Here is a 16,049-nt window from a genome sequence, read left to right on the forward strand (position 1 = left end):
AGAGCGGCCGACGTCGTTCAGTTCGTCAAGTGCAGCTGCGAAATCGAGCTTCCGATTTTCAGGAAGACGCTTTCGAGCTGACTGACGTCGTTGGTCGGGTAATAATCCGACGGCGACGATGCGCAGGCCTCGTAAAGCTTGCGGTTGGCTGCGGTGTCGGCCTGCAGCAGCACTGTGAATATCTGCACGTCCTGCTTCTTCAATGTGTTGCATACATTGGTTGTCCAATCGTCGACATTGCGCGCAGCCGCGGTCTGGTCGCTGGATCCAAACCGACCCGAGGCCAGGAATCCGTAGGAGCCATAGTCCGACTTCTGTGGCGTATCCTTCGCGCCATAGACAACATTCTCGCCGTCGGTGAGCAGCAGCACCGTTTTGGTCGTGCCTGACGCCCTGAACGGCGCGCCGTCGCTGTAAGGCGGTTCCGGCGAGAGCACCCGCATCCCCCATGACAAGCCTTCCGAAACATTGGTCCCCGAGCCGTTCCATTCGATCATCTCACCGACGGCCTTCCGCAATTTGTCGAAATCATCGGTCAGCGGCACTATCGGCGTCGGACAGGCCCGGATTGGGCCGATAGTCAGTGGGCCTCTCTTGTCGTTGATCAGCTTCATCGTCGAAACACTGTACTTCGCCATGTCGCTGGTGAGGCCGGGAAGCACGGTGACAACGGTATCGTCGAGATAGGAATTGTTGTAGCCGGTCGCTGAATTGCCGTAGGAGCTGGTTGGATTTTTAGCGTTACCTGGATCGTCCGGCGCGAAATAGGGTACGAACAGGGTGTCCGGTTTGTTTTGGTCGGGCGAAATGTCGGAAACATTGTTGGTTCCGGGCCGCGCTTCGACGCAGCCTCTCCATTCGACGCCCAATTGCTTGAACAGGTCCATATGGTTGACGCGCTTGCCGCCGACCAAGGGGAAATTGGCGCCATTGTTCGGCGATTTGCCGGCCATGTCGATCCAGGCCGGATCGTAGTCCTCGCCCTTGACGTTGACCGCGGTGACGAACGGCACCACCGCTACACGTACGCTGCGCGTCGGCGACTTCGCCGTTTCGAGCATGTCGATCAGGGCCGTCGCCGCCGTCCGCAATGCGCCGATGCGATCGTTGCTGGCCATCGACCCGGTATTGTCGAGCACCAGCACGACTTCGAGCTGATTGGTCGATTCGACGGCGCCGGCATCGACGGTGATGCGCTTGTCGTTGCCGAACAGGAAGGCGAAGTTCAAATTGACGTCGGCCATGGCGACAGCCTTTGTCTGGATGTAATTGAGGCCCCTTTCCACGGTAAGCGTCGCTTCGGCGTTCCTCAACTCGCTGTGGCCGGCGACATTGGTCTGGAAGTAGCGGTCGAAGACGTCCTTGCGCGAAGCCTCGATGTCGCCGAGATGCGAAGATGCAAGGTTCGCGGCATCGAGCGCGTTCTGCAAGCTGACCTTGGCCCTCATCAAGGTGGACACGTCCACGGCAAAGGCGACGGCGGTCAGAACCGCAGGCAGCCCGAACGCCAGCATCAGGGCAAAGTTGCCGCTCTTCGAACGGCAGAATTTGTCGAAAAGCATTTTTGTCCCCAAAACCGCCTTGCTGCCGACCTCGCACAGACTGTTTGCTTTTGCATCCGCATGATGAACGACGGGTTGCCGCCACGCCCGCCGGTGCTGGAACTTCGCATGGTGGTTAAGGTCCGGTTTCAGGAAATCCGTACGCCTTGCCGTCGAGGCCCGTGGCGCTCTGGGACGGTAGGGCCGTTTGCCCTGTCGTTTGGCCTTGCTTTGCGGTCAAATTCCTGTATAGACGCCCGCAATCTGCCGGTCCTTGCTGGGGGCTGAACGGAGGGCCGGAGGTTTTTCGAAACCTTCGCGTGAAGCCAGAAGCGCTTCCGCCTCCCGTGTCTCCGCTCTCGACCGTCTCGTCATGCTCCTTTCTTCCCCGCCTTCGCAAGGATTGCGGGTCAGAGAAGTTGCAGAGGCTTTTGCCGCCGGGAACCGGGAGAGAAACGAAGAAAGGCACGAACACTATGGCTCTATACGAACATGTGTTTCTTGCCCGGCAGGACCTCTCGCAGCAGCAGGTCGATGCGCTTGTCGAACAGTACAAGGGCGTCATCACCGCGAATGGCGGGTCCGTCGGCCGGGTCGAGAACTGGGGACTGAAGTCCCTCACCTACCGGGTCAACAAGAACCGGAAGGCATATTATACACTCATGGACATCACCTGCCCGCCGGCCGCGCTCAATGAAATGGAGCGCCAGATGGGCCTGTCCGAGGACGTGCTGCGTTTCCTGACCATCAAGGTCGATTCGCATGAGGAAGGTCCGTCGGCAATGATGCAGAAGCGCGAAGAGCGCTCGGAACGCGGCGGCTTCGGCGACCGCGACCGTGGCGATCGTGGCCCGCGCTCATTCGGCGACCGCGATCGCGGTGACCGTGGTGATCGTCCGCCGCGCAGCTTCGGCGATGGCGGTGCCGATCGTGGCCCGCGCCGTCCGCGCGAAGGCTTTGAAGGAGCCGCAGAATAATGGTCGACATCAACCAGATCCCAACCCGGCGCCCCTTCCACCGTCGCCGCAAGACTTGCCCGTTCTCCGGCGCCAACGCGCCGAAGATCGACTACAAGGACGTGCGGCTTCTGCAGCGCTACATCTCCGAGCGCGGCAAGATCGTGCCATCGCGTATCACCGCCGTCAGCCAGAAGAAGCAGCGCGAACTCGCCAAGGCGATCAAGCGCGCCCGCTTCCTCGGCCTGCTGCCCTACGTGGTCCGCTAACACTTCAGGCGGGCGGTTCGCCGCCCGCTTTTTCACCGGCCACGACGGGCGTAGCCGGATCGAACACCAAATCCCGGGTTGGATTTCGACAAGAGATCCTAACTGCCGCGACAGGCAGGACAGCGACACAGGCGGCGACGCCCCAGCTTCCTGACCTGTTCCAGACAACTCGGCGCCGATCCTGAGGATAGCGCCCAAGCGAAGGAACAAAACCATGGAAGTCATTCTTCTCGAACGCGTTTCCCGCCTCGGCCAGATGGGCGATACCGTCAAGGTCAAGGACGGGTTCGCCCGCAATTTCCTGCTGCCGCAAGGCAAGGCGCTGCGCGCCAACGAAGCTAACAAGAAGAAGTTCGAGGGACAGCGGGCCCAGCTCGAAGCCCGCAACCTGGAGCGCAAGTCCGAAGCCGCGCAGATTGCAGAAAAGCTCGACGGCAAGAGCTTCATCGCCGTGCGCTCGGCCGGCGAAACCGGTCAGCTTTATGGTTCGGTCTCGACGCGCGACATCGCCGAGCTGGTGACGGCGGAAGGTTTTTCGGTCAACCGCAACCAGATCCTGCTCAACCAGCCAATCAAGACCATCGGCGTCACCAATGTGGCGATCGCACTGCACCCGGAAGTCGAGGTTACCATCACGCTCAACATTGCCCGCACGGCCGACGAAGCCGAGCGCCAGGCCAAGGGCGAAACACTGACCACCGCCGAAGCCATCTACGGCGAGGACATCAACGATAATGCGCGGCCGGAAAACTTCTTCGATCCGAATGCCGAGTTCGAAGGCGGCGAAGACAACGGCTGATCGTGATTCGTCGGCATTCGCCGGCTAATCGCTATTCTGGACCAATGCCCGGGCCTCGTACCCGGGCATTTTTATGCCAAATGGAACTTTTCGAACCCCTATATCTTGATGCAGAATAGGACAGCATGTCTGGCCGAGAGGGGACAATTGGTCATGAATATTCTGCTGAAACGCGTTCTCGACCGCCTGGTCCGCATAGGCAATCTCAAGGTGACAGGGCCGCAAGGCTCGATGGTGACTTTCGGTGACGGCAGCGGCGAGCCGGTGCACATGCACATCAAGACAAGGCATGCCGAGCGCGCAATAACCTTCGATCCGATGCTGGCGGTGCCGGAAGCCTACATGGACGGTGAACTCGACATTCTCGAGGGCGGCGTGCTGGGGGTGATGCGGATTGCTTTCCAGAACATGGGCAGCGGCGGTATCGATGCCACCTGGTCGAAGGCGATCGAAGGTCTGCGCCACGCCTTCCGGCGCCTGCAGCAGATCAACACGGCGTCGCGGGCGCGCCGCAACGTGCAGCGCCATTACGATCTGTCGGGCGATCTCTACCGCCTCTTCCTCGATGAGGACATGCAGTATTCCTGCGCGCATTTCGAGCAGCCGGACATGACGCTCGACGAGGCACAAGCGGCCAAGAAGCGCCATATCGCCGCCAAGCTCAGGCTGAAGGCCGGCCAGACGGTTCTTGATATCGGCTCCGGCTGGGGTGGGCTTGGGCTCTATCTAGCCAAGGCGTTCGACGTCGACGTGCAAGGCGTGACGCTGTCGACCGAGCAGCACGGCGTCGCCACCGACCGCGCCCATGCGCAAGGCCTGCAAAACCGGGTGCATTTCGACATCAAGGACTATCGCGAGCTCAATGAACGTTTCGACCGCATCGTCTCCGTCGGCATGTTCGAGCATGTCGGGGTCAATCATTTCCGCACCTTCTTCGACAAGTCGGCGACGCTGCTGAAGCCGGACGGCGTCATGCTGCTGCACACGATCGGCCGCTCCGGCGTGCCGTGGGCAACCAGCGCCTTCATCCGCAAGTACATCTTCCCGGGCGGCTACATCCCGTCACTCTCCGAAGTGATGCCGGCCATCGAGAAATCGGGGCTCGTCGTCACCGATATCGAGGTCCTGCGGCTGCATTATGCGGAGACGCTAAAGCATTGGGGCGAGCGCTTCGCCGCCAACCGCGACAAGGCCAAGGCGATTTATGACGAGCGCTTCTGCCGCATGTGGGAGTTCTATCTTGCCGCCTCGGAAGCCGCTTTCCGCTGGCAGGATCTGGTGATTTTCCAAATCCAGATTGCCAAGAAGAACGACACGCTGCCGATGACGCGCGACTACATGGCCAGTTGCGAGAAGGCGCTGGAGATGCGCGATCTTGGACGTCGTGAAAAGGCTTCTGCGGCCAAGCCCACTCGCCGCCGCAAGGTGGCGGATCCGGAGTAGACTGCCTGCGATTGCACCATTGCCGCTTGCCATTGCCGGCCGGCACGCTGAAAAGGGTCCCGTCAACGCGGGACCTTTTTTCATGACCTACCTCCTCTACGTCGCCGCCGCACTTGCCGAGATCGCCGGCTGCTTTTCGTTCTGGGCGTGGTGGCGGCTGGACAAGTCGCCGCTGTGGTTGGCGCCCGGTCTCGTCTCGCTCGTGCTATTCGCGTGGCTGCTGGCGCTGGTCGACACCAGCGCGGCGGGCCGGGCCTATGCCGCCTATGGCGGCATCTACATTGCCGCCTCGCTGGCCTGGCTGTGGCTGGCGGAAGGCGTGCACCCCGACCGCTGCGATCTTGCCGGTGCCGCGATCTGCATCGTTGGCGCCTCGGTCATTCTGCTCGTACCTCGGACTGCCTAAGCGATGGAACTGCCCATCCCGCTTAGACAAGGCGTCGAGCGCCTTCTCGAACAGGTGCCGTTGCCGATGCTTAAGCAAGCGGCAAAGACGCTGTCGGACCGCTACCGCGCCGAGTTGCGCGACGGCCGCCTGCACATGGCCGAGGAGATGGCGGTGAAGGCCTATCTGGCAACGCGGCTGCCGGCGACCTATGCCGCCATCCGCGCCAGCCTCGATGCGGTCAGCGAGGCACGGCCGGATTTTTTCCCAAAAACCCTGCTCGATGTCGGCGCCGGCCCTGGCACGGTGCTTTGGGCCACAATCAATCTTTGGCCGGATCTCGAACAGGCGGTGCTACTCGAGGCCGGCGCCGCGGTACGAAGGGTCGGCGAAGCACTTGCCGCGGATTCGATCACGGCCAGGACCGCCTGGCGGACCGGCGACATCACCATCGACCTGGTCGATCTGGAGCCGGCCGAGCTGGTGACTTCAGCCTATGTGCTGGATGAGATCGCGCCGGCATCGCTGGCAAAACTCGTCGACCGGCTCTGGCGGCTGACCGCAGACACGCTGCTGGTGGTCGAGCCGGGCACGCCGGCCGGCTGGCAGCGTATTCTTGCCGTGCGGCGGCAGCTGATCGAGGCGGGCGCGCACGTGCTTGCGCCCTGCCCGCATGAGGCGCCCTGCCCGCTCGTCGCCCCCGACTGGTGCCATTTCGCCCGCCGCGTCGCCCGCTCGCGCCTGCACCGTCTGGCCAAGGATGCCGAGGTGCCGTGGGAGGACGAGAAATTCATCTTTGTCGCGGCCTCCCGCCATCCGGCCGCTCCGCCTCGAGCGCGAGTGATCGCACCGCCGAAGTCGGGCTCCGGCAAGGTCTTGCTGAAGCTTTGCGAACAGGATGGGGGTGCTGCCGAGCGACTGTTCACCAAGCGCGACGGCGAGACGTTCAAGGCCGCGCGGCGACTGGATTGGGGTGATGCCTTGCCGGAATGACCGGCAGCTATTTTCCTGTTTTGTTCTCGCCCGAGAACGGCTAGGCTCGCCATCTTGATTCGAGTCAATCGAGATTCTTTCCACCGAAAGATCCTGGCTGTGAATCGCGGGCATCAAAGTTGGTTGGTTGGGGACTGATGCAGATAAGTCATCATCGACTTGTCTCGTTCTGATATCGAGAGACGGGGATCAGGACCGGGGACATCATGGCAGAGGCAGCACGAAAATTCGGCGTGGCGGAAACACCGCTCTATCGCGAGGCGCCGAACAACATCGAGGCCGAGCAGGCGCTGCTCGGCGCCATACTGGTCAACAACGATGCCTTCTACCGCGTCTCCGACTTCCTGAAGCCCGGCCATTTCTACGAGCCGCTGCATAGAAAGATCTTCGAGGTCGCGGCCGAGCTCATCCGCATGGGCAAGATCGCGACGCCGATCACGCTGAAGACCTTCCTGCCGGCCGACGAGAAGGTCGGCGACATGACGGTGGCGCAATATGTCGTGCGGTTGGCGGTCGAGGCCGTCACCGTCGTCAACGCCACCGACTATGGCCGCGCCATCTACGATCTGGCGACGCGGCGCGCGCTAATCACTGTCGGCGAGGACATGGTGAACATCGCCTATGACGCGCCGGTCGACATGTCGCCCTCCGACCAGATCGAGGATGCCGAGCGGCGCCTGTTCGAATTGGCCGAAACCGGCCGCTACGATGGCGGCTTCGAGAGCTTCACCGATGCCGTCAAGACCGCCGTCGACATGGCCAATGCGGCTTATATGCGCGACGGGCATTTGTCGGGCGTTGCTACCGGCTTGCGCGATCTCGACCGCCGCATGGGCGGCCTGCAGTCGTCCGACCTGATCATCATTGCCGGCCGCCCCGGCATGGGCAAGACCTCGCTCGCCACCAATATCGCCTTCAACATCGCCGAGGCCTATGTCCCGGCGCAGCAGGCGGACGGCTCGTTCAAGGCGGCCAATGGCGGCGTCGTCGGCTTCTTTTCGCTCGAAATGTCGTCCGAACAGCTGGCCACCCGCATTATTTCCGAACAGACGGAAATCCCGTCGTCGAAAATCCGGCGCGGCGAGATCAGCGAGATGGATTTCGAAAAGCTGGTCGCCTGCTCGCAGACAATGCAGAAAATCCCGCTGTTCATCGACCAGACCGGCGGCATTTCCATCGCTCAGCTGTCGGCCCGCGCGCGTCGCCTGAAGCGCCAGCGCGGCCTCGACGTCATCGTTATCGACTATATCCAGCTGATGCAGGGATCGAGCGCGAAATCCTCGCAAAACCGCGTCCAGGAAATCACCGAGATCACCACCGGCCTCAAGGCACTAGCCAAGGAGCTGGCGGTGCCGATCATCGCGCTGTCGCAGCTGTCGCGCCAGGTCGAGAGCCGCGACGACAAGCGCCCGCAGCTTTCGGATCTGCGCGAATCGGGCTCCATCGAGCAGGACGCCGACGTAGTGCTGTTCGTCTACCGCGAGGAATATTATCTGAAGAACCGTGAGCCGAAGCCGGGCACCGACGAATACATCAAGTGGGAACACGAGATGAACGAGATGCGCGGCAAGGCCGAGGTAATCGTCGCCAAGCAGCGCCACGGCCCAACGGGATCGGTCAGCCTCGCCTTCCAGGGCGAGTTCACCCGCTTCTCGGACCTTGCGGAAGAGCATCATTTGCCGGATCGGTTCGAGTGACCTCTTGATACAGGTCTCATTCCTTCGCACCCCCCTCTGTCCTGCCGGACATCTCCCCCTCAAGGGGGGAGATCGGATGTCATTTCGGCTTTCGGCAATCGTCAATGCTGCTAGATGTACGGCAATATCGGAGCTGCCAATCTCCCCCCTTGAGGGGGAGATGTCCGGCAGGACAGAGGGGGGCGCTGTCCCGCCGACCTGTCTTTTAATTGCCGCAGGCCGCGCCTGATGGCCAAGTCCCGTATCCAGTTCATCTGTCAGAATTGCGGATCGGTGCATCAGCGCTGGGCCGGCAAATGCGATGCCTGCGGCGAGTGGAACACGCTGGTCGAGGAAGGCACGTCAGGCGGTATCGGCTCCGGCCCGGCCAATACGCGCAACGCCCGCAAGGGCCGTGCGGTGGTGCTGACCAGCCTCTCCGGCGACATCGAGGACGCGCCGCGCATCGTCTCCGGTATCGGCGAACTCGACCGCGCCACCGGCGGCGGCTTCGTGCGCGGCTCGGCGCTGCTGGTCGGCGGCGATCCCGGCATCGGCAAGTCGACGCTGCTCACCCAGGCCGCGGCCGCGCTGGCGGCAAAGGGCCACCGCATCGTCTATGTCTCGGGCGAAGAGGCGGTCGCGCAGATCAGGCTGCGCGCCCAGCGGCTCGGCGTCGCCGACACCCCGGTCGAGCTCGCCGCCGAAACCAATGTCGAGGACATCCTCGCCACCATCGCCGATGGCAAGCGGCCGGATCTGGTCATTCTCGATTCGATCCAGACGCTGTGGACCGATATGGCCGATTCGGCGCCCGGCACGGTGACCCAGGTGCGTGCCGCTGCCCAGGCGATGATCCGCTACGCAAAATCCACAGGGGCGGCGATCGTTCTGGTCGGCCACGTCACCAAGGAGGGCCAGATCGCCGGACCGCGCGTCGTCGAGCACATGGTCGACGCGGTGCTCTATTTCGAGGGCGAAGGCGGCCACCACTACCGCATCCTGCGCACGGTCAAGAATCGCTTCGGGCCAACCGATGAGATCGGCGTGTTCGAAATGTCGGACAAGGGCTTGCGGGAAGTCGCCAACCCGTCCGAGCTTTTCCTCGGTGAGCGCCATGCGAAGTCGCCGGGTGCCGCGGTTTTCGCCGGCATGGAAGGCACACGGCCGGTGCTGGTCGAGATCCAGGCGCTGGTGGCGCCATCGACGCTGGGCACACCGCGCCGCGCCGTCGTCGGCTGGGACGGTGCCCGGCTGTCGATGATCCTGGCGGTTCTGGAAGCCCATTGCGGCGTCCGCTTCGGCACGCACGACGTCTATCTCAACGTTGCCGGCGGCTACCGCATTTCGGAGCCGGCGGCCGACCTGGCAGTGGCGGCGGCACTGGTTTCCTCGCTCACCGGTCTTGCCCTTCCCGCCGATTGCGTCTATTTCGGCGAAATCAGCCTTTCGGGTGCGGTGAGGCCGGTTGCGCATGCGCAGCAGCGCCTCAAGGAAGCCGAAAAGCTGGGTTTCGGACGCGCGGTTCTGCCCTTGGGCAGCGAGGAACTTGTTGGTGGCAATGGGGTCGGGGGGATCGGAGCCGGCGCTTTCCAGCCCACCGAGCTTGCCGATCTCGTGGCGCGCATAGCCGGCTCTCGGCGCAGCCGCGCCGACGAGCAAGAGTGATGCGGCTCGTCGGGCCGTGAAAAAGAGATCGGAGTGGGGCGAAAAACATGCCGATTACGCTGCTTGACGGAATTCTCGTCGGCTTCACCCTGGTCTCGGCGATGCTCGCTATGGTTCGCGGCTTTTCGCGCGAGATCCTGTCGATCATCTCCTGGGCAGCCGCCGCGGCAGCCGCCTTCTTCTTCTACAAGCCGGTGCTGCCTTACATCCAGCCCTATGTCGACAACGAAAAGGCCGCCATGGCGGCGGCCGCCGGTATCGTCTTCATTGTCGCGCTGATCGTCGTTTCGGTCATCACCATGAAGCTCGCCGACTGGATCATCGATTCCAGGATCGGCGCGCTCGATCGTACACTTGGCTTCCTCTATGGCGCGGCGCGCGGCATTCTGGTCGTCGCTGTCGCGCTGCTTTTCTTCAATTGGCTGGCGGGCGCCAAGGCTCCAGGCTGGATTGCCAACGCCAAGTCAAAGCCGTTGCTCGAATCGATCGGCGCCAAGCTCGAAAGCCTGCTGCCCGAGGATCCGGAAAACGCCATCCTCAACAAGCTCAATCCGAATCAGCCGGCCACCGAGACGCCTCTGGCCCCCGACGCGCCTGCAGCGGAAGCCCCTGCCGCCGGCGACGACGCCACTGCTCCGGCACCCGACGACAGCGATGCGCCGCCGGCCGACAATGCGCCCGCGACGCCGGCACCTGCAAACCCGGCGCCGGCGAACTGATTTCGACAGACTTGCGAGGCTCAAGACTGTCGATCATGTGAACGCCGCACGACGTGCGTTGCTTTCGATGCGCTATGACCTTATATGGCGACTTTAGCGGAGCTTGAGCCCCAATGGCAGCCTCAGTGGCAGACGCAGACGACGTGCTTTCCGCCGAAGCCGACGACCATTTCCACGACGAATGCGGCGTGTTCGGCATTTTCGGCCGGCAGGACGCCGCAGCCATTGTAACGCTCGGTCTGCATGCGTTGCAGCATCGAGGCCAGGAAGCGGCCGGCATCGTTTCCTATGACGGCACCCAATTCCATGTCGAACGCCATGTCGGCCTGATCGGCGACACCTTTACTAAGCAGCGGGTCATCGACAGCCTGCAAGGCAACCGTGCCATCGGCCACACACGCTATGCCACCACCGGCGGCGCCGGTCTGCGCAATATCCAGCCTTTCTTCGCCGAACTTGCCGATGGCGGCTTTGCCGTCGCCCATAACGGCAATCTCACCAACGCCATGACCGTTCAGCGCGCCCTGCAGAAGCAAGGCGCCATCTTCTCTTCCACCTCCGACACCGAAACGCTCCTGCACCTGGTTGCCACCAGCAAGGAGCGCGACCTGAATTCGCGCTTCATCGATGCGGTGCGCCAAGTCGAAGGCGCCTTCTCGCTGGTGGCGATGACGTCCAAGAAGATGATCGGGTGCCGCGACCCGCTCGGCATCCGCCCGCTGGTGCTCGGCGATCTCGACGGCGCCTGGATTCTCGCCTCCGAGACCTGCGCGCTCGATATTATCGGTGCGCGTTTCGTGCGCGACCTGAAGCCCGGCGAAATGGTCGTCGTCACCAGCAAGGGCATCGAAAGCCTGTTCCCGTTCGGGCCGCAGAAGACCCGCTTCTGCATCTTCGAATATGTCTATTTCGCGCGGCCGGATTCGTCGGTCGAAGGCCGCAACGTCTATGAAGTGCGCAAGCGCATCGGCGCCGAGCTGGCGCAGGAAAGTCCGGTCGAGGCCGACATCGTCGTGCCGGTGCCGGATTCGGGCACGCCGGCGGCGATCGGCTTTTCGCAGGCCGCGGGCATTCCGTTCGAGCTCGGCATCATCCGCAATCACTATGTTGGCCGCACCTTCATCCAGCCCGGCGATTCGATCCGCCACATGGGTGTCAAGCTCAAGCACAACGCCAACCGCCGCATGATCGAAGGTAAGCGCGTGGTGCTGGTGGACGATTCGATCGTGCGCGGCACCACCAGCCAGAAGATCGTCCAGATGGTGCGCGATGCCGGCGCCAAGGAAGTGCATATGCGCATCGCTTCGCCGCCGACGCGCGCCTCCTGCTTTTACGGCGTCGACACACCGGAAAAGTCGAAGCTGCTGGCGTCGCGCATGTCGGTGGAGGAGATGGCCGAGTTCATCCGCGTCGATTCGCTCGGCTTCCTGTCGATCGACGGGCTCTACCGCGCCGTCGGCGAGGCCGGCCGCGACAACGAGCAGCCGCAATTCTGCGACGCCTGCTTCACCGGCCAGTATCCGACCCGGCTTGCCGACTTCGAAGGCTCCGACAATGTGCGCACGCTGTCGCTACTGGCGGCGGGCGGGTCTTAGCAGACGCTGCTTCAATGCTGAAGCTGTTCTGGCTGGATTTTGAAGCAGGACGCCGCCACGGTTTTCCGATGGGCGTCGGCATCACCGCAGAAGACGAAACGGATGCGGTAGATCTCGCCAAAACACGGTTGTTTGCCAGCGGAAAATTTCCAACCGCCTACAGGATCAAGATCATCCCCGATCTGGACACCCTGGACCAGAACCATGTCAGGCCGAATATCGGCCATTACCTGCGTCGGGGAATCTGGTTTCCGACCGGTTATGATAGTAGCTGGTCTCCGTAACCTTTGATCTTGAGAGTGACCTCATGATTTCTGCCCTTGACCTCTCCGGCCGCGTTGCGGTCGTCACCGGCGCCTCGCGCGGTATCGGCTATTTCATCGCCAGGGAGCTTGCCGCGGCCGGTGCGCATGTGATTGCGGTTGCTCGCACCGTCGGCGGATTGGAAGAACTCGACGACCAGATCAAGGCAGGTGGCGGACAGGCGACGCTGGTACCGCTCGATCTTGCCGACATGGCGGGGATCGACCGGCTGGGCGGCGCGATCCACGAGCGCTGGGGCAAGCTCGACATACTGGTCGCCAACGCCGCTGTGCTCGGCGTCATCGCCCCGATCGGCCATGTCGAGGCCAAGACCTTCGAGAAGGTGATGACCATCAACGTCACCGCAACTTGGCGGCTGATCCGCTCGGTCGACCCGTTGCTCAGGCTTTCCGATGCCGGCCGTGCTATCGTGCTGAGCTCCAGCCTTGCCCACTCCGCACGCGCCTTCTGGGCGCCTTATGCGGCGTCGAAGGCGGCGGTCGAGGCCATGACGCGTTCATGGGCGCATGAGACCGAAAACCTGCCGCTCAGGGTCAATGCCGCCGATCCCGGGGCAACGCGCACCGCGATGCGGGCGCAGGCCGTACCCGGCGAGGATCCTGAAACACTGCCGCACCCTTCGGAGATCGCCAAGCGTATCGTGCCGCTGGCCAGCCCCACGCTCAAGGAGACCGGGCTGATCTTCCAGGCCAAGCACAATCGCTTTGTCGCCTACCGGCAGCCGGAGTAGCCACACATCGCATTTTGCCGGAAGAATTGCGCCGGCACCAACGTTGTTCGGGTGCCACAATTCGAGAAACGGAGGACCATATGCGGAGACTGCTTCTCTTGACTGCCACCGCGCTGCTTGCAGTGATCGGCGCCGCGTCGTCGCAGGAGGCAACGATGAGCTTTTTCGTCACCAGCGTCGGCTCCGGCAAAGGCGCCGATCTCGGCGGTCTCGACGGCGCCGACGCCCATTGTAGTTCACTGGCCGAAGCCGCGGGCGTTACCGGCAAGACATGGCGCGCCTATCTCTCGACCAGCGATACCGATGCACGCGACCGTATCGGCAAAGGCCCGTGGTTCAACGCCAAGGGCGTCAAGATCGCCGATGATGTCGCTTCCCTGCATAGCGATGCCAACGCCATCACCAAACAGACGGCACTCGACGAAAAGGGCCAAATGGTCAACGGCCGCGGCGACACGCCCAACCGGCACGACGTGTTGACCGGCTCCAAGCCGGATGGCACGAAAATAGCCGACCAGACCTGCGGCGACTGGACGCTGAGCGGAGCAGAAGGTGTGGCGATGATGGGTCATCACGATCGTACCGGCCTCGATGATTCGGCAGCCGCCAAATCGTGGAATTCCTCGCATGCGTCACGCGGTGGCTGCAGCCAGGAAGCGCTGAAGGGCACCGGCGGCGACGGCCTGTTCTATTGTTTTGCGGTGAACTGAACCAAACGACCCGACATCACGTGGCTGTGATGCCGTGGCTTAACGCCGCGCTTTGGCCCAGCTTTCGCCGCTGGGCCGGAGTTGCTAGGATCGTGCGACTCCCAAAACAAGCAGAGCGAGGAAATACTCATGGCGGCACCGAGCGTAGCGTTAGTCTGGTATCTGGTGATCGCCGGCCCGCAAGGCGGCATGGTCGTGCTGCCCAGCACATTCGACACCCGCGAACAGTGCGCCTTCGCCATAACCGAATACCAGAAGCAACCGACGCCGGCCGGCTGGTCGGTGCAGTGCGTGCCGAGCGCCTCGCCCTTCGCCGACGAGGGCGACGCCGAGGAGCCGTCGGCGCAGTAGGACAGCGTGATCTCCCCCCTCAAGGGGGAGATCGTCAGCGTCGCGCGCTTACCGTCAGCTCCGGCTTCTGGCTGATGGTCTGGAACACGACGCAGTAGCGCTCGGTCAGCTTGAGCAGCGCATCGATGCGCTCCTGCGGCTCGTCGGTGTCGAGGCCAAATGTCAGCCGGATGGCGCGGAAGCCAACCGGCGCATCCTTTGCCACGCCAAGCGTGCCGCGAAAGTCTAGGTCGCCTTCGGCTTCCACCGTGGCGGCCCCAAGCTTGAATTCCAGCGCCGTCGCTACAGCCTTCAGCGTGACGCCGGCGCAAGCCACCAGTGCCTCCAGCAGCATGTCGCCGGAGCAGAGTTCGAGCCCGGTGCCGCCGGTCGCCGGATGCAGCCCGGCAATGGCGATCGCCCTGCCTGTCTCGACCTTGCAGGCGATCGATTGGTCGTCGATCGAGCCTTTGGCGCGGAGAGTAATCAGCGCGCGCGAGGCGTCGTCGCGATAGGCCACCTTCAGCGGCGCCTGCATGGCCTTCAATGCAATCGCGTCCATTTCGTTTCTCTCCCATAGTTGCCTGGCTTCGCTGCCTAACGGCGATGCCGCCTGCCCAAACGCAAGTCTCCACTGGCGTAGCGCTTGGCAGGGTTTCGCCCGTATAGCCTGACGATACGGGGAGCATCCAACGCCTTCACACCGTCTCTCGCAACACATTCGTAAGGCCGCCGGACATATGGCCGATATCGCCATCGTGGAAACCCGCGAACGGGTTCTTGCCGGAATCCTGTTCACCGGGGCTGCCTACCTGCTGTTTTCGATGCAGGACGCCTCAAGCTGACACTATGGTGTCAGGAAGGGGCAGCGTAGGCTGGTGAGATGACGGGATCGCTGGACATGCCATGCACAGTGGAAAGCGCCCGCGAGCGTACCCTCGGCATCATCCTGGTCTCGGCATCGGCGGCCGTCTTCGGCCTCACCGGCGTGCTGACCAAATCGATCCATGCCGACCCGCTGACCATTGCCTGCTGGCGCGGCTTCGTCGGCTCGATCCTGATCAGCCTCTATGTCCTATGGCGCCGCCAGCGCTCCGGCGGTCGCGACAGCTTGCGGCTCGGCTGGCGAGGCTGGCTGCTGGCGATCGAGGGCGCGCTCGCGAGCATCGCCTTTATCTCGGCGTTCAAGTTCACGTTTGTCGCCAATGTCGCGATCATCTATGCCACGGCCCCGTTCGTCACCGCGCTGCTGGCCCTCCTGTTGGTCCGCGAGCCGTTCCGGCTGCAGACGCTTGCCGCCGCTTCTGTGTCACTATGCGGTGTGGCAATCATGGTCTGGTCCGGCTTCGGCACCGGCCATTTGTTCGGCGACGGGCTGGCGCTGCTGATGACGATCGGCAGCGCGCTCTACATGATCATGGTGCGCGCCTTCCGCGACACGCCGGTGGTGTGGGCGGGTGCGGTGTCGGCATTCCTTCTGTTCGTGCTCGGCTGGTTCGTCGCCGATCCGCTGGCTGTCTCGGCCAGGGACGCTGTGCTTCTAGTCACCTTCGGCGCCTCGTTCGCGCTGGCTTCGATCCTGTGGACGGAGGGCACCCGGCTTATTCCGGCGGCCGAGTCCGGATTGCTGGGTTCAGCTGAAGTGCCATTCGCGATCCTGTTTGCCTTCCTGTTCCTGGCGGAGATCCCGCCGGCAGCCAGCATGGTCGGTGGCGCCATCGTGCTTTGCGCGGTGTTCGCTCACGCCGGCCGCGACTGGCTGATGGCCAGGCAGCGCGCAGCGGATGCATGACCAATCCTCGCCGCGTCCGAGCGCGAGTTGGTGGTCCGATCACGAGAAATCCGGTCCTGAAAATTAATTTGAAAAGTCATGGAACCATCATAGGGCTCAGGCATTATGGCTGCGACGGG

The 16,049-nt window shown here is 63.0% G+C and carries 17 protein-coding genes; 15 read left to right on the forward strand and 2 right to left on the reverse strand.

The window, feature by feature from the left end:
• Positions 1 to 17: 17 nt before the first annotated feature.
• Positions 18 to 1,562 (reverse strand): pilus assembly protein TadG-related protein, encoded by a 1,545-nt coding sequence (locus tag NKI67_RS25090; RefSeq protein ID WP_352647437.1) that lies wholly within the window; start codon positions 1,560 to 1,562, stop codon positions 18 to 20.
• 455 nt (positions 1,563 to 2,017) lie between these two features.
• Here NKI67_RS25090 and rpsF point away from each other — a divergent pair, with 455 nt between their 5' ends.
• From rpsF to NKI67_RS25160, 14 genes are all read left to right on the forward strand, one after another.
• Positions 2,018 to 2,518 (forward strand): 30S ribosomal protein S6, encoded by a 501-nt coding sequence (gene rpsF / locus NKI67_RS25095; RefSeq protein WP_023677709.1) that lies wholly within the window; start codon positions 2,018 to 2,020, stop codon positions 2,516 to 2,518.
• Positions 2,518 to 2,766, forward strand: coding sequence for a 30S ribosomal protein S18 (gene rpsR / locus NKI67_RS25100; protein WP_006203718.1), 249 nt, complete (start codon positions 2,518 to 2,520; stop codon positions 2,764 to 2,766). Before rpsF ends, rpsR begins: the two co-directional genes overlap by 1 nt.
• A 214-nt stretch (positions 2,767 to 2,980) precedes the next feature.
• On the forward strand, positions 2,981 to 3,565 hold the full coding sequence (rplI, locus tag NKI67_RS25105) for a 50S ribosomal protein L9 (protein ID WP_254820243.1): 585 nt from the start codon (positions 2,981 to 2,983) through the stop codon (positions 3,563 to 3,565).
• A gap of 153 nt (positions 3,566 to 3,718) precedes the next feature.
• Positions 3,719 to 5,008: a cyclopropane fatty acid synthase gene (locus NKI67_RS25110; protein WP_023677711.1), complete on the forward strand. Its 1,290-nt coding sequence runs from the start codon at positions 3,719 to 3,721 to the stop codon at positions 5,006 to 5,008.
• A gap of 82 nt (positions 5,009 to 5,090) precedes the next feature.
• Positions 5,091 to 5,414, forward strand: a complete 324-nt coding sequence (locus NKI67_RS25115; protein ID WP_023677712.1) for a YnfA family protein — start codon at positions 5,091 to 5,093, stop codon at positions 5,412 to 5,414.
• A gap of 3 nt (positions 5,415 to 5,417) precedes the next feature.
• Positions 5,418 to 6,386 (forward strand): small ribosomal subunit Rsm22 family protein, encoded by a 969-nt coding sequence (locus NKI67_RS25120; RefSeq protein WP_352647439.1) that lies wholly within the window; start codon positions 5,418 to 5,420, stop codon positions 6,384 to 6,386.
• A gap of 206 nt (positions 6,387 to 6,592) precedes the next feature.
• A complete protein-coding gene (locus NKI67_RS25125; RefSeq protein ID WP_023677714.1) occupies positions 6,593 to 8,083 on the forward strand; it encodes a replicative DNA helicase in 1,491 nt (496 codons plus the stop codon).
• A gap of 228 nt (positions 8,084 to 8,311) precedes the next feature.
• The gene (gene radA, locus NKI67_RS25130) at positions 8,312 to 9,730 is read left to right on the forward strand and encodes a DNA repair protein RadA (protein WP_352453216.1); all 1,419 of its coding nucleotides are present in this window, start codon (positions 8,312 to 8,314) and stop codon (positions 9,728 to 9,730) included.
• A 47-nt stretch (positions 9,731 to 9,777) separates the two neighbouring features.
• The gene (locus NKI67_RS25135) at positions 9,778 to 10,449 is read left to right on the forward strand and encodes a CvpA family protein (protein ID WP_023677716.1); all 672 of its coding nucleotides are present in this window, start codon (positions 9,778 to 9,780) and stop codon (positions 10,447 to 10,449) included.
• A gap of 125 nt (positions 10,450 to 10,574) precedes the next feature.
• Complete coding sequence (gene purF / locus NKI67_RS25140) at positions 10,575 to 12,044, forward strand: amidophosphoribosyltransferase (RefSeq protein ID WP_352647441.1); 1,470 nt, start codon at positions 10,575 to 10,577, stop codon at positions 12,042 to 12,044.
• 14 nt (positions 12,045 to 12,058) lie between these two features.
• On the forward strand, positions 12,059 to 12,328 hold the full coding sequence (locus tag NKI67_RS25145; protein WP_352647443.1) for a hypothetical protein: 270 nt from the start codon (positions 12,059 to 12,061) through the stop codon (positions 12,326 to 12,328).
• Positions 12,329 to 12,351: 23 nt separating this feature from the next.
• Positions 12,352 to 13,098, forward strand: a complete 747-nt coding sequence (locus tag NKI67_RS25150; protein ID WP_352647445.1) for an SDR family NAD(P)-dependent oxidoreductase — start codon at positions 12,352 to 12,354, stop codon at positions 13,096 to 13,098.
• Positions 13,099 to 13,178: 80 nt separating this feature from the next.
• Positions 13,179 to 13,808, forward strand: a complete 630-nt coding sequence (locus NKI67_RS25155) for a hypothetical protein (RefSeq protein ID WP_352647447.1) — start codon at positions 13,179 to 13,181, stop codon at positions 13,806 to 13,808.
• Between the two features lie 129 nt (positions 13,809 to 13,937).
• On the forward strand, positions 13,938 to 14,159 hold the full coding sequence (locus tag NKI67_RS25160) for a hypothetical protein (RefSeq protein WP_254820234.1): 222 nt from the start codon (positions 13,938 to 13,940) through the stop codon (positions 14,157 to 14,159).
• A gap of 34 nt (positions 14,160 to 14,193) precedes the next feature.
• Here the strand turns inward: NKI67_RS25160 and NKI67_RS25165 are convergent, their stop codons facing one another.
• On the reverse strand, positions 14,194 to 14,700 hold the full coding sequence (locus NKI67_RS25165) for an OsmC family protein (RefSeq protein ID WP_352448969.1): 507 nt from the start codon (positions 14,698 to 14,700) through the stop codon (positions 14,194 to 14,196).
• Positions 14,701 to 15,021: 321 nt separating this feature from the next.
• On the opposite strand from NKI67_RS25165, the gene NKI67_RS25170 reads away from it, so the two are divergent.
• The gene (locus tag NKI67_RS25170; protein ID WP_502896643.1) at positions 15,022 to 15,930 is read left to right on the forward strand and encodes a DMT family transporter; all 909 of its coding nucleotides are present in this window, start codon (positions 15,022 to 15,024) and stop codon (positions 15,928 to 15,930) included.
• Positions 15,931 to 16,049: the final 119 nt, after the last annotated feature.

Origin of the sequence: Mesorhizobium sp. M0408, assembly GCF_040321495.1 — a bacterium.
Taxonomy (GTDB): Bacteria; Pseudomonadota; Alphaproteobacteria; order Rhizobiales; family Rhizobiaceae; genus Mesorhizobium.